At 46.1% G+C, this 16,504-nt stretch carries 1 protein-coding gene; it reads left to right on the top strand.

Features of this window, described 5'->3' with window-relative positions; all coding sequences use genetic code 11:
- Nucleotides 1–18 precede the first annotated feature (18 nt).
- A complete protein-coding gene (locus DIC78_RS00705; RefSeq protein ID WP_127696903.1) occupies nt 19–16,500 on the top strand; it encodes a non-ribosomal peptide synthetase in 16,482 nt (5,493 codons plus the stop codon).
- Nucleotides 16,501–16,504 lie beyond the last annotated feature (4 nt).

The following is a 16,504-nucleotide window of genomic DNA, read 5'->3' as shown; positions in this document are numbered from 1 at the left end:
GAAGAACATCTTCAAAGCATGAAGCGTCAGTTGAATAGCCCGCTTTCAGAAGGTCAAAAAGGGTTATGGATGCTTCAAAAAATGTCTCCTGATATGGGTGCATATAATATACCTTTATGCTTTCACGTCAGCAAAAAATTACATGTCGAGACGTTCAAGCAAGCCCTTCTGTTTGTACAGAAACAATATCCTGTTTTAACGAGTGTGATTCAAGAGGAAAATGGCATTCCATTTCAAACGGTTCAGCCGTCGCAGGCTCTTCATTTTGAGGAAGCGAATATCTCAGCTATGCATTCAGCTGAGGTATTGCCCTACCTAAAAGAAAAAGCTAAAGAACCTTTTCATTTGGAAACTGGTCCGTTAATGCGCACATATCTGTTTCATCAGTCAAACGAGGCATGCATTGTGCTTATCACGGTTCATCATATTATATTTGACGGTGTGTCAATGCTGACATTTATATCGACGCTTTTAGAGGCGTATCAACAATTGCTGCAAGGCGAAGAGTTGATGCTGCAGACTTTACCGGCCGATTATCCTGACTTTGTTGACTGGGAAAACCGTATGCTGGGCGCTAGAGAAGGGGCTGAGCATCTCGCTTATTGGAAAGAGCAGCTGTCCGGAACGCTGCCTATTCTTGAGCTGCCGGCCGACCGTCCCCGTCCTTCAGCACAAAAATATAAGGGGCAAGCTTACAAAAGCTTGCTCCCTCATAACCTGAGCAAGCAAATAAAGTCGTTAGCACGTTCTCATTATGTGAACGAATCAGTTGTGTACCTTTCTATTTATAAAGTGCTGCTGCATCACTATACAAAACAAAAGGACATCATTGTGGGAGTCCCGACAATGGGGCGGCCTGAAGACGGTTTTGAATCGATCATCGGGTACTTTATTAATATGATGGCTGTTCGGAGTAAAGAGATAGGAACCCAAACATTTCAAGAGTTCCTTCGAGACCTGCAGCTGACAGTGGCAGACGGACTTGACCATGCGGCATACCCATTTCCGGCACTGGTAAGAGAACTGAATGTAGACCGCTCAGCAGCGGATTCTCCGATTTTTCAAACAGCCTTTCTCTACCAGAATTTCTTTCAGACAGCAGGCTTACAAAAAATGCTGGAACCATATCAAGCTCTTGGCATCAAATATATCGAAGACATTCGGCAAGAAGGGGAATTCGAGCTGGCACTGGAAGTGTATGAACAAGAAAACGAAACAGTGCTTCATCTTCTGTATAACCCTGATATATATGAATTATCTACCATTGAAAGAATGATGGAGAACTACATCAAACTCACTGAACACATCATTCTCGATCCGTCTTTATCACTTGAAACATACTCTTTACAGTTAGATCAAGAACAAATCAGCTTGTTCGAGCAATGGAATGCGACAAAGACAAATGACTCCAAAGACAAGTGCATACATGAAATTTTTGAGGAAAAAGCGAAAAAAACCCCCGATGCGATAGCGGTCGTATTCGAAGAGGAGACTCTTACATATAAGGAATTAGATCAAAAAAGCACATCGCTGGCCATTTATCTTCAAGCACAGGGGGCTGGACCGGAACGCCCGGTAGGGATTTGTGCAGAGCGTTCGTTTGATATGCTGATCGGAATTTTAGGGATTCTGAAAGCCGGCGGAGCGTATGTGCCTCTAGATCCGAACTTCCCTCAAGAACGATTAGCGTACATGCTCAAAGACAGTGAAGCGTCCATTGTCCTTACACAATCTAAAGCTCATGACAAAGTAAACAAATTAACTGATGACCATGTAAAAGTCATCAATATCGATTTGGCTTGCAGTCAAACGGACACAGCTCAACAAAAAAGTGGATTGAAACGAGAAGTCAAACCCCATCATCTCGCTTATATCATTTACACCTCGGGCAGTACCGGACAGCCTAAAGGAGTCATGGTAGAGCATCAGAGCATTATGAATACGCTGAATTTTCTTGAATCCCAGTATCCTGTCACTGCTGAGGATGCTTATTTATTAAAGACGAACTATGTTTTCGACGTATCCATATCGGAATTATTCGGCTGGTTTATCGGAAATGGCCGCCTCATTATTCTTCCGCCGGATGAAGAGAAATCACCGCAGCTGTGCATGGATGTGATTGAAAAATATCAAGTGACCCATGTTAATTTTGTTCCTGCCATGCTGCATGTATTTTTAGAAACGGCGAAAGACAACAGGAAATTTACTGAAGAAGGACCAATCAAATACATGATGGTTGCAGGAGAAGCCTTTCCTAAGGAATTGGTGAAAAAGGCAGTTTCGATCTTTAAAAACTGCCGTGTTGAAAATATTTACGGACCAACAGAAGCCTCCATTTACGCGACTTATTTCGGATGCGGAACAGGAGATATCGCCAGTCATCATACGCCAATCGGCAAGCCTGTATCCAATACGAAGATTTATATCGTGGACCAGCATCTGAAGCCTGTTCCGATCGGAAAACCTGGTGAGCTTTGTATCGCAGGCGACGGATTGGCAAGGGGCTATTATAACCAGCCCGGCCTGACAGCGGAAACATTTATTAACAATCCGTTTGAATCTGGGACCAAGCTTTATAAATCCGGTGATTCAGCAAGATGGCTGCCTGACGGGAATATTGAATATTTAGGCCGCATTGACAGCCAGGTTAAAATCCGAGGTTTCCGAATTGAATTAGGTGCAATAGAAACGAAACTGAGTGAATATCCGGGCATTTTAGATCAGGCAGTAGTGGTCAAGCAGCTGGAAGGACATAAAAAGCTGGCTGCATATTATACGGAGCAAAATGGACATCAGCCTATCGATCCAAACGATTTGCGACGCTGCCTGAAATCCAGCCTGCCGGAATATATGATACCTGCGCACTTTATCCGCCTGGATGAGATGCCGTTAACACCAAGCGGGAAAGTGAACCGCAAGGAATTGGAACATCGGAAGGTCATTTTAAATAATAGAAAAACACAACACTTACAGTTATCAGAGGTAGAAGGCAAAGTGCAGCTCGTTTGGGAGGATATGCTGAAAGTCAGCGGTTTTGGGCCAGAGGACGGATTTTTCGATGTGGGAGGCGATTCACTTCTTGCCGTGGCCGTGGCGGAACGAATCCAAAAAGAATTTGACTGTGAATTCAGTGTAACGGAGCTGTTCGAGTACGCCAATATCAGGGCCATCAGCCAATACATTATTGAAATGAAAAACACAGATACGGCGGCCATTCCTCAAAATGAAAGCAAGCAGAATGTGAAGAGGGTGAAACAAACGGAACAGCAAGCGCTGCCGCCGTATTTTGAAGACAGTATTGCCATTGTGGGAATCTCCTGCCAGTTTCCGGGGGCGAAAAATCATCATGAGTTCTGGAATCAAATCAAAGAAGGCAAGGAAAGTATTCAATTTTTTTCAAAAGAAGAACTGCGAGAAAATGGAGTGCCTGAAGAATTAATTCAACATCCTGATTACGTTCCTGTGCAATCTGTAATTGAGGGAAAAGATTTGTTTGACCCAGGTTTCTTTCAGATCTCTCCTAAAGATGCTGAGTTTATGGACCCTCAGCTCCGTCTCTTATTGCTGCATTCATGGAAAGCAATTGAGGATGCGGGCTATGTGGCAAAAGAGATTCCGGAAACAAGTGTGTATATGTCTGCAAGCAACAATTCCTACAGAACGTTATTGCCGAAGGAGAGAACAGAAGGACATGAATCTCCGGATGGCTATGTCTCATGGGTATTAGCCCAAAGCGGAACGATCCCGACGATGATCTCGCACAAGCTCGGATTAAAGGGGCCAAGCTACTTTGTTCATTCCAATTGTTCTTCTTCACTAGTAGGTTTGTATCAAGCGTACAAAAGCCTAACAGCTGGTGAATCTGAATACGCGCTTGTTGGAGGCGCAACCTTGCACGCGCAGTCAGGAATAGGCTATGTGCATCAAAACGGATTGAATTTTTCAAGTGACGGGCATGTTAAGGCATTTGACGCCGCAGCTGACGGAATGGCTGGAGGAGAAGGTGTAGCTGTCGTCCTATTGAAAAAAGCTGTGGATGCGGTAAGAGACGGAGACCATATTTACGCCATCATGCGCGGAATAGGAATCAATAATGACGGAGCTGATAAGGCCGGCTTTTATGCTCCTAGCGTAAAAGGCCAAACAGAGGTCATACAGAGCGTATTGGACGAAACCGATATCCATCCTGAAACGATCAGCTACATTGAAGCACACGGTACAGGGACTAAATTAGGCGACCCTATTGAAATTTCTGCCTTAAACAAAGTGTACAAGCAATACACGGACAAAATACAATTTTGCGGCATCGGTTCGGTGAAAACCAATATCGGACATTTGGATACTGCCGCAGGGTTAGCCGGCTGCATTAAGGTTGCCATGAGCTTATCTCATAACGAACTTGCGCCAACTATCAACTGCCAGGAGCCGAATCCTAATATTCACTTTGACAGCTCTCCATTTTATGTTGTCCGCGAACGAAAATTATTACAGAAAAATCAAGGTGTACATCGGGCAGCTCTGAGCTCGTTTGGGCTTGGCGGAACGAACGCTCATGCCATATTCGAACAATATGAAAATGCCCAAGATACAAGAGCGGATAACGAAGGAAATCCTCCGTACCTCATTCCGGTATCGGCAAAGAACAGGGAGCGGCTGCAAGCATATGTAAAGGAACTGCTGACATTTGTCAGTCAAAATGATCTGACACAACACTCTTTAAGGGATTTAGCATACACCTTCCAGATCGGCAGGGAGGCGATGGACACAAGAGTTATTTTTATGGCGAGCGATTTGGAAGAATGGAAGCTGCAGCTGGAGCGTTTTGTGAATGGACAACCGTTGACAGAAGGCTGTATTCAAGGAGAAAAAACGCGAGTGAAATCCGCTGATCTCTTGCTTGGAGATGAGGAAACGGAAGAACTGGTTGCATCATGGATGTCCAAAGGCAAACTGAAAAAGCTTGCCGAAGTGTGGGCCAAAGGTTTTCAGGTTGAATGGCGCCATCTTTACCCGAATACGAAGCCGCGCCGCATGAGTCTGCCGACATATCCTTTTGCTGAAGAACGGTATTGGCCTGACATCAGCACGGGCAATCGTAAAACAGCCGTACCATCACGCTTGCATCCTTTGGTGCACCAGAATACATCTGTTTTATCGGAGCAGCGGTTCAGCTCCAGCTTCACAGGACAGGAGTATTTTATTGCTGAGCATATCATTAAAGGGATGGCGATTTTGCCGGCAGCTGTCACGCTTGAAATGGCAAGAGCCGCTATAGAACAAGGAATTGGCGGTTTAGATGATGAGGAATCCGGAATCCGCCTGAAACATGTGGTTTGGATGCGTCCGGTTGTAGCGGGAGATGAGCCGGTTACAGTAAACATCGGGCTCTATGATGAAGACGGCGGAGATATTCTTTATCGGATGTATGGTGAACCGGAATCCGCTGACGCAGACCCAATTGTATATAACCAGGGCATAGCGGAATTATTTCAGCCAAAGCATGCGGAGGTATTGGATCTAGAGGCGATAAAGAATCAATGTAATCAAGGCTTGATGGACACCTCCTTATTTTATGAAGGCATGATCGGAGCCGATTACGGTCCAGGATACAAGAGTGTGGAGACCGTTTATAAAGGAGACGGCCAGCTGCTCGCCAAATTATCGCTGCCGGGATCTGTCTCTCATACAGCAGCCGATTATGCTCTTCATCCAAGTTTATTGGATGGGGCGTTACAGGCGGCTGAATATTTGCAAAACGTCACCAGGGCGGAGCTTTCTGACAGTGAAGACTTTAAAGCTGCACTGCCATTTGCTTTAGAGGAGCTTGAAGTCTTTCATAAATGCGTTTCTGATATGTGGGTTTATGTTCAATTCAATTCAAAAAATAAACCGGGCGATCTGATACAGAAAGTTGATATTGATCTATGCGATGAGCATGGCAGCGTTTGTATACGGATGAAGGGGTTTTCGACGAGAGTGATGGAGGCTGACATACAAACAGAATCATCACATTCAGAAACCTTATTGCTTCAGCCCGTTTGGAAAGAACAAAAGGCTGGCGGAAAAGCGGATAAAGAATATGCAGAGCATCTCGTGTTCCTCTGTGAATGTGATCAGGACATGAGAAAAAAGATCGAAGCAGAAATGGAGCATGTCCATGTCTTCATCCTGGAAGCAAGGCCTGCTTCAGTGGATGGGCGTTTTCATTCGTATACGGAACAGGTGTTTAGAAAAGTGCAAGCGCTGATTCGCGAGAAACCGAAAGGAGATATTCTGATTCAGATCGTGACCTCCGCAGAAGGCGAGCAGCAATTGTTTTCTGGATTGACAGGGCTGCTGAAAACGGCCGAGTTAGAAACGGTTAAGCTGACCGGACAAATGATTGAAATCAGCAGTGAAGAAAGCGGGGAAAGTATCGCCCGCAAACTGAAAGAAAATCAAATAAGCAGCGGCACCCATATCAGATATCAAAACGGTACACGATTTATTGCAGATTGGAGTGAAATGAAAGCGGCAAGCCGTAACATCAGCATGCCGTGGAAAGACGGCGGCGTTTATCTCATCACAGGCGGTGCCGGTGGCTTAGGCCTTATGTTCGCAAAAGAAATTGCTGAACAAACGAAAAATGCGACAGTCGTTCTGACGGGCCGTTCACCTCTGAATGATAATAAAAGAGGGAAGATTGAAGAGCTTCGCGCCATAGGGGCCGAGATCACCTATCAGCAAATGGATGTTGCCGATAAAATCGCAGTGTACCAGTTAATGAACAATATCCAGAAAGAACATGGCCGTCTTGATGGCATTCTTCATAGCGCGGGAATTATTAAAGATAGCTATTTGGCCAAGAAATCAGCAGAAGATTTGCATGATGTGCTGGCGCCTAAAGTAAAAGGACTCGTTCACCTGGATGAAGCCAGCAAAGATTTTGCATTGGATGTTTTCATTCTCTTTTCATCTCTTTCGGGAAGTTTAGGCAGCTTTGGTCAGGCTGACTATGCGGCAGCCAATGTATTTATGGATATGTATGCCGGATACCGCAGTACGCTAGCCGAACACGGTCAGCGGCATGGCAAAACGCTTTCTGTAAACTGGCCATTATGGAAAGAGGGCGGCATGAAGGTCGATCGTGAAACGGAGAAAAGACTTGTGCAGCTGGCCGGAATTGTTCCTCTGGAAGCAAAACAAGGCATACAGGCTTTTTATCAAGCGTTCAATAGTGAGGCAAGCCAGGTCATGGTGATGGAAGGCAACGTTCAGAAGATAAAACAAAACATGCTGTCAAAAACAGCCTCAGCACCTATTGAAAAGAGGGAAACAGAAAGCATGACTGAACCGGCAAAGAGCATTGACACAGGGAGTTTGCTGGATAAAGTAAAGGCGATGTTAAAGCGGGAGGTCGCCAAGCTATTAAAGGTTCCATTTGAAACGATTGATGACCATGCCGAAATGACGGTGTATGGGTTTGACTCCATTTCTATGACTGAATTCACCAACCATATCAATCGGGCATATAAACTGGCGCTGACGCCAACCGTCTTTTTTGACCATCCGACGATCCATGAGTTCGGCAAGCATTTGTCAGAAGAATATCAAGCGGTATTTGCGAAAACATTTGCTGTACGGACCAGGTCAAAGGTTCAGGCTCAGCCTGCATTTGAACAGGATAAAACCATACATGTCACCTCAAAAAGACGCCGAAAGCAGCCGGTTATGCTGCCGGGAACCATACAGAGTGAATCCGGTCCCGAGCCAATCGCAATCGTCGGAATAAGCGGCATTTTTCCTATGGCAAAAGATGTGGATGCCTACTGGAAGAACTTAAAAGAAGGCAAGGACTGCATGACGGAAATTCCGAAAGACCGCTGGGATTGGCGCGAATATGAAGGGGACCCTGCGAAGGAAGCCAATAAAACGAATGTAAGATGGGGAGGTTTTATTGACGGCATTGCGGAATTCGACCCATTATTCTTTGGCATTTCCCCGCGTGAAGCTGAACAAATGGAGCCACAGCAACGCTTATTATTGACTTATGCATGGAAAGCGATTGAAGATGCAGGGTATTCGGCAAAAAGTCTGTCAGGCACAAAAACAGGCGTATTCATCGGAACGGGAAATACAGGATACAGTTCTCTTTTATCTAAAGCGAACTCGGCAATAGAAGGGTCAGCGGCAGCTAACACGAGCCCGTCAGTCGGTCCGAATCGTGTCAGTTATTTCCTTAATCTGCATGGGCCGAGTGAACCTATTGATACGGCGTGCTCCAGTTCATTGGTAGCGATCCATCACGCCATTTCCTCAATCGAGGAAGGCACTTGTGACATGGCATTAGCCGGCGGCGTTAATACGATTATTCTGCCTGAGGTGTATATCAGCTTTGATAAAGCGGGTGCCCTGAGCAAAGAAGGCAAATGCAAGACGTTCTCAAATCGAGCTGATGGTTTTGCTCATGGGGAAGGAGCCGGCATACTGTTTCTGAAGAAGTTAAAAGCGGCCGAGGAAGCGGGAGACCATATTTATGGGGTGATAAAAGGAAGCGCAGTGAACCACGGGGGGCGTGCGGCGTCTTTAACGACGCCTAATCCGAAGGCCCAGGCGGAAGTCATTCAAACGGCATTCCAAAAGGCGGGAATCGATCCCAAAACGGTGACGTACATTGAGGCGCACGGAACAGGTACGGAGCTTGGAGATCCGGTTGAAATTAACGGATTGAAAGCGGCTTTTAAAGGGCTGGGTGTAAAAGAAGGAGACACTTCTGCTAATCATTATTGCGGCCTTGGTTCAGCGAAGACAAACATCGGTCATTTATCGCTTGCAGCCGGTGCAGCAGGAATTATTAAAATTTTAATGCAGCTTAAACACAAAACCTTAGTGAAAAGTCTCCATTGCGAGACTGTCAATCCGTATATTCAGCTTGAAAACAGCCCATTTTATATCGTTCGGGAAACAGAAGAATGGAAAGCGCTACAGAATGCGCAGGGGCAGAAGCTGCCTCGCCGTGCAGGCGTCAGTTCATTTGGTATCGGCGGGGTAAATGCCCACGTGCTCATCGAGGAATATATTCCGAAGGCGGACGCTGGCAACATACCGTCGATCACTTCTGAACATCCAGGTATTTTCGTCCTATCAGCTAAAAATGAAGCAAGACTGAAAGAATACGCACAGCAGCTGGCTGAAGCGTTAGACCAGCATATTTACAAAGACGAAGATCTCGCAAATATTGCTTATACGCTGCAAGCCGGGCGAGACGCGATGGAAGAACGGCTGGGGATCATTTCCGGATCAATTGAGGATTTGCAAGACAAGCTAAAAGACTATGCAGCCGGCAAAAATAATGTGGAGGATGTATATAGAGGGCGGATTGATAAAGGAACGCTGCAAATGCTGACGGAAGATGAAGAAATTCAAGAAGCGGTTGAAAAATGGATGGAGCGCGGAAAGTATGCAAAATTGCTGGAATTATGGGTGAAAGGGCTTGATGTGGACTGGGCGAAGCTGTATGGCGAGAATGAGCCGCATCGCATTAGCTTGCCGACATATCCGTTTGCGAAAGACCGTTACTGGATTTCTGATTATGTCGCAAATAGGGGAAGCCTTGAAGCCGACAAAAAAGCATCTCACATCAGCGCATCTGTGTTACATCCATTAATGCATCAAAACACTTCGAATCTCTCGGAACAGCGGTTTAGCTCAATCTATACGGGAGAAGAGTTTTTCCTTGCAGATCATGTTGTCAAAGGCCAACGGATCTTGCCGGGAGTGGCCCATCTTGAAATGGCGCGGGCTGCCATTGAGCAGGCTGCCGAGGTACAAAACGGTCAGTATCGCATTACGCTCAAAAACACAGTGTGGGTGCGGCCGATTGTAGTCGGGGAGCAGCCGGTGCAAGTACACATCAGGCTTTTTCCGGAGGAGCATGGTGACATTACGTATGAAATCTACGGCAACCCGGAAATAGCCGGTGACAAACCAATAGTATACAGTCAAGGCGGGGCTGAATTACATCCTGCTGCGGATACGCCGGTCATTGATGTAGCATCCCTGCGCAAGAAGTGTCAGCAAACTCATTTCTCCGTAAACGAAGTATACGACACCTATAAAATGATTGGTTTTGACTACGGTCCAGCTTATCGCGGTGTAGAAAAGATTTATACAGCTGAACATTTTGTATTGGCAAGATTGTCATTGCATCCTTCTGTCTTAGATACAATTGGCCAATTCAGCATGCATCCGGGTCTGATGGACTCCGCTTTACAGGCATCCAGCATTTTGACAGGCGCAGGAGATAACCGGCTGACGCTGCCTTTTGCGGTTCAAGAGCTTGAAGTCTTCGGGACATGCTCCTCGAACATGTGGGTATACGCCAGATTCAGTGAAGGCAGCAAAGCGACTGATAAGGTACAAAAACGGGATATCGATATCTTAGATGAGAACGGCAATGTTTGCGTACGGTTAAAAGGTTTGTCATTCAGAGCGGCAGAAAGCGACCCTAGATCAGCAGAGTCTGACCAAACAATGGAAACTTTGATGTTTGAGGAAAAATGGATGTCTAAGGAGATCGACAAAGACGGTCTGGAACCAGAATATGAACGGCATATTATCATGCTTTGTGAAATGAACGGACTCTCAAAAGACAGTATTGAATCAAAGCTCAAAGGAGCGGAATGTATAGTATTAGAGTCTTATCGGGAGGGTCTGGCAGAGCGATTCCAAGATTATGCCGAACAAGCGCTTGAGACGATACAGAGTATCCTCAAAAGCAAGCCGCAAGGCCATGTTCTGATCCAAATGCTTACCTCAGCGCAAAGAAAGCATTACTCTTTCTCAGGACTTTCGGCGCTCCTTAAAACGGCCGGGCTGGAGAATACAAAGCTGATCGGCCAGACGATTGAAATCGATACAAACGAAACTATGAATAGGATCGCAGAGATAGTCCAAGAGAATAAAAGAAACGCAGGAGATCAGCGCATTAAATATGAAAAAGGCAAACGGTACATCAATGAATTAAATGAAATTCATACGCCTGACCGTGAAATCAGATTGCCGTGGAGGGATAAGGGTGTGTACCTCATCACAGGCGGCGCAGGAGGACTTGGATTTATTTTTGCGAAAGAAATTGCAAGCCAAGTCAAACAGCCTGTTTTGATTCTTACAGGCAGGTCCGCGCTTAGCGCTGATCAGCAATTACAGCTTAGCGAACTGCAGCGTTTAGGTGCTCGTACAGAGTACAGACGGGTTGATGTGACTCAAACGGAGGCTGCGTCCGAGTTAATCACAAGGATCACAGCTGATTATGGCGACTTGCATGGCGTGATTCACAGTGCTGGACTGCTTAAAGACAACTATCTCATGAATAAAACAAATGAAGAACTTAAGCAGGTCCTCGCTCCTAAGGTAAAAGGGCTCGTAAATGTGGATGAGGCAACCGAGCATCTCGCGTTAGATTTCTTTATCCTTTTCTCTTCCATATCTAGTATCACCGGCAGCGCGGGACAGGCGGATTATGCAATGGCTAATGCATTTATGGACAGCTATGCCGCTTATCGTAATGCGCTTGTGACCGCCATGTACAGACACGGCCAAACATTGTCGATCAATTGGCCGCTGTGGAAAGAGGGCGGCATGCGTGTAAATAAAGAAACTGAAAAAATGACAATGAAAAATACGGGCGTTACGGCTATGCGAACCGAAACCGGCATTCAGGCACTTTATAAAGGATTGGCTTTTGATAAAGATAACGTCATTGTCATGGAAGGTATCAAAGACATGATGAGAGAAAAGCTGTCTCAAAAGCCGCCTTCTGAAGATGTTCCGAATAAACCAGCGCAAGAACCGGTGACCCAGATAGCAAGAATGGATCAAGACAGCTTATTGGACCAAATACAAGACATTTTAAAGCAAGCAATCTCTCAATTGCTCAAAATCAAAACTAAAGAGATTGATCCGGATATGGAGTTTAATCAATATGGATTTGATTCAATCACTTTAACTGAATTCGCTAATATATTGAATGAACAATACAAGCTGGATCTGGCCCCTACAATTTTCTTTGAGCATGCAACTGTTTCTGCCTTTGCCGCGTATTTATCAGCAGAATATCAAGATACATTCTCGGCGCAATTTGCAGTACCTGTCAAGGAGGATCTGCCTGTACAGCCTGCGGAAAAAGCCATGAAAGACATCAGGTTTTCAACCGAAAACCGTTTTGGCAAACCAAAGGAGCTGCCAGTGAAGAAGGCAGCCGAGCATGCGCCTGAGCCCGAACCTATTGCCATTGTAGGGATGAGCGGAGTCTTCCCAAAAGCAAAGGATGTTGAGGAGTACTGGATGAATTTGAAAGAAGGCACAGATTGCATAACAGAGGTTCCAAAAGACCGCTGGGATTGGCGTGAGTACTACGGAGACCCGCTAAAAGAAGCAAATAAAACGAACGTCAAATGGGGCGGTTTTATTGATGGAGTAGCCGACTTTGATCCGTTGTTCTTCGGCATTTCTCCGCTGGAGGCTGAGCAGATGGAGCCTCAGCAGCGTCTATTAATGACCTATGCTTGGAAAGCGATAGAAGAAGCGGGACATTCAGCCCAAAGCCTATCAGGAACCAAAACGGGCTTATTCATCGGTACTGGAAACACGGGATACAGCTCTCTTCTCTCAAATGTAGATATCGAAGGCTCAGCAGCTGCTAATATGAGTCCTTCTGCCGGACCGAATAGAGTCAGTTATTTTCTGAACATTCATGGACCGAGCGAACCGATTGACACGGCATGTTCAAGCTCACTGGTCGCCATTCATCATGCAGTTTGTGCAATTGAAGCTGGAAACTGTGAAATGGCGATCGCGGGAGGCGTCAACACGGTTGTAACACCGCAAGGCCACATTGCCTACGATAAAGCAGGGGCTCTGAGCAAAGAAGGAAAATGCAAAACGTTCTCTGATAAAGCCGATGGATTTGCGGTCAGTGAAGGTGCAGGCATCCTCTTCCTGAAAAAACTAAAGGCGGCGGAACGCGACGGCGATCATATTTACGGTGTGATCAAAGGAAGTGCGGTAAATCACGGAGGCCGCGCGAATTCTCTGACGACTCCTAATCCGAAGGCTCAGGCAGAAGTCGTAAAAACCGCTTATATGAAGGCGGGAATCGATCCGAGAACTGTGACGTATATTGAAGCGCATGGAACCGGAACGGAACTTGGCGATCCGGTAGAAATTAACGGGCTGAAGGCTGCATTTAAAGAACTGTACGAGAAAACGGGAGATCCTTCTGTTCATGCCAGCCATTGCGGACTGGGTTCAGCGAAGACAAACATCGGCCATTTATCGCTCGCAGCCGGTGTAGCCGGTGTCATCAAAATCCTGTTGCAGCTAAAACACAAAACGCTGGTAAAAAGTCTGCACAGTGAGACGATCAATCCGTATATCAGATTGGAAGACAGCCCATTTTATATCGTGCAGGAATCCAGAGAATGGAAATCGATGCGGGATGAAAACGGACGGGAGCTGCCTCGCCGAGCCGGAGTCAGTTCATTTGGCATAGGCGGTGTCAATGCCCATGTGGTCATTGAGGAATATATTCCAAAAGAAACTGCTCCATCTGAACAAGCGCCAGCAGTGACATCACAGAACCCGGGCATCTTTGTCTTGTCGGCAAAGGAAGAAGATCGCCTGAAGGACCAAGCACAGCAATTGGCGGATTTTATCAGCAAACATTCAATCTCCGATCGTGATCTCGCTGATATTGCCTATACACTTCAAGAGGGGCGCGATGCAATGGAGGAGAGATTAGGGATTATCGCTGTCTCGGTTCAAGATTTGCTGGAGAAACTGTACCTCTTTATAGAAGGACAAACCAATGCGACGAACATGTATAGAGGCAGGGCGAATAAAGGGATATTACAGACACTCAGGTCAGACGAAGACATTCAGAAAACACTCGAAAATGACTGGGAACCCGGAGTTTATACAAAACTGGTTGAATTATGGGTAGCAGGATTAAAAATAGATTGGAACAAACTGTATAGCGGCAAACTGCCTAACCGTATCAGCTTGCCGACCTATCCATTTGCAAAAGAGCGCTACTGGATAACGGATATGAAAGAGGAGGCAATCACACAAAAGGCACCGACAAAAACTGTCGATACAGCAGTTTTGCACCCATTAGTACAAACCAACACTTCTGATTTGACAGAGCAGCGTTTCAGCTCAATCTTTACAGGCGCTGAGTTCTTTTTCAACGATCACAAGGTGAAGGGAAAACCGGTCATGCCGGGGGTCGCTTATCTTGAGATGGTGCATGCAGCCATTTCGCAGGCAGTGCGAGGGCTCAAAGATCATCAATCTGTCATTCATATAAAAAATGTTGTTTGGGTGCAGCCGATTGTGGCGGACGGTCAGCCTGTCCAAGTGCATATCAGTCTTGAACCTCAGCACGATGCTGAAATTGCTTTTGAAATCTTTACAGAAGACGGTGAGGGCGCACGAAAGGTACACAGTCAGGGCAGTGTTGAGATAAGAGAAGCAGGAAACATTCCTTCTCATAATATCAGCGCGCTGCAATCACAATGCAGTCAAAACACACTGTCAAATGAACAGTGCTATGAGTTATTTAAAGCGATCGGCATAGAATACGGGCTTGGTTTTCAAGGAATACAGCAGCTTTACATTGGCCGCAACCAAGCGTTGGCAGAGCTTTCGTTGCCGTCTGGAGTATCTCAAACGCTGAACGAATTTGTACTTCATCCGAGTATGACGGATTCTGCTTTGCAGGCGTCGATCGGGTTAAAGCTGAATTCCGGAGATGAACAGCTTTCATTGCCTTTTGCACTGCAGGAGCTTGAAGTATATAGCCCATGTACAGAAAACATGTGGGTCTCTGTCACCTCGCGTCCAAACGAGGACAGAATACAACGGCTGGATATTGATCTATGTGATGAACAAGGCCAGGTATGTGTAAGAATCAAGGGCATCTCCTCAAGAGTGATAGAAGAAGACATACAACGCCCGGAAAAAATAAAACGCTCTGACAGCAAGGCGTCTCTGAATGGAGCGCTTCTAATGGCGCCGGTATGGGATCAAGTGCAAACGGAGAATAGCAGGATCATTTCGTCTGCTGATGAGCGTGTTGTCATTCTAGGTGGGGATGAAAACAGCAGAAACGCTGTACAAAGACAGTTCCCGCTTGCCAAAGAGCTGCACATCAAGCCGGATGATTCGATTCATCAGTTGGCAAACCAGCTTGATGCATTAGGGGCATTTGACCATATTGTGTGGATTTCTCCTTCCCATGTCTCGGAGTGCGAAATCGGTGATGACATGATTGAAGCCCAAAACCAAAGCGTTATTCAACAGTTCAGGCTCATTAAGGCGATGCTTTCTTTAGGCTATGGAGAGAAGACGATAAGCTGGACGGTCGTGACAGCGAATACGCAATGTGTTGATCACCATGACATTGTCAATCCAATTGATGCCGGTCTTCACGGTCTGATCGGCTCGATGGCAAAAGAATATACAAATTGGCAGACAAAACTGATCGATGTAGATCGAAATGAGGATTGGCCGGTGGCCGAAATCTTTTCCTTGCCATTCGACCAAGAGGGAAATACTTGGGCGTGTCGGAACAAAACCTGGCACAAACAGCGTCTGATCCCTGTACACAGCAATCAGCCTGTGCACACCAAGTATAAACACGGAGGCGTTTATGTGGTCATAGGCGGTGCGGGCGGAATTGGAGAAGCTTGGAGCGAATATGTGATTCGAACATACCAAGCGCATGTCGTTTGGATTGGCAGAAGAACAAAAGATGCATCCATTCAAAGCAAGCTGGACAGACTTGCGCGTTTAGGGCCGGCTCCGTTTTATATCGAAGCTGATGCCGCAAACCGAGAGGACTTGGAACGCGCTTATGCAGCCATCAAACAAATACATCAGGAAATCAACGGAATCATTCATTCTGCCATTGTTTTGCAAGACCAAAGCCTGATGAATATGGACGAGGAACGTTTCAGAAATGTTCTTTCTGCAAAAGTGGATGTAAGTGTGCAAATGGCTCAAGTTTTCCAGAAAGAGCCGTTGGACTTTGCTTTGTTTTTCTCTTCCGTACAATCATTTGCAAGAGCTTCAGGACAGAGCAATTATGCTGCCGGCTGCAGCTTTAAGGATGCTTTTGCTCATCGGCTTTCACAAGTATGGCCTTGTACAGTAGCTGTGATCAATTGGAGTTATTGGGGCAGCATTGGTGTTGTTTCCTCACCTGATTATCAGCGAAGAATGGCGCAGGCGGGCATAGGCTCCATTGAAGCCCCTGAAGCGATGGAAGCGTTGGAACTGCTGCTCGGGGGGCCACTGAAACAGCTTGTGATGATGAAGATGGCAGACTGCGAAACGGGCAATGACTCAGGACAGAATGACGAAACAATTGAGGTGTATCCGGAAACTCACAGCTCCGCCATTGAGAAACTGCGAAGCTATCACCCGGGAGACAGCACAACGATACAACAACTGTTATAGGAGG

It is taken from the genome of Bacillus halotolerans (assembly GCF_004006435.1).
GTDB classification, from domain to species: Bacteria; Bacillota; Bacilli; order Bacillales; family Bacillaceae; genus Bacillus; species Bacillus halotolerans.
Note: the sequence above shows the minus strand (reverse complement) of the source record. Positions and strands in the feature narration are given on the sequence as shown.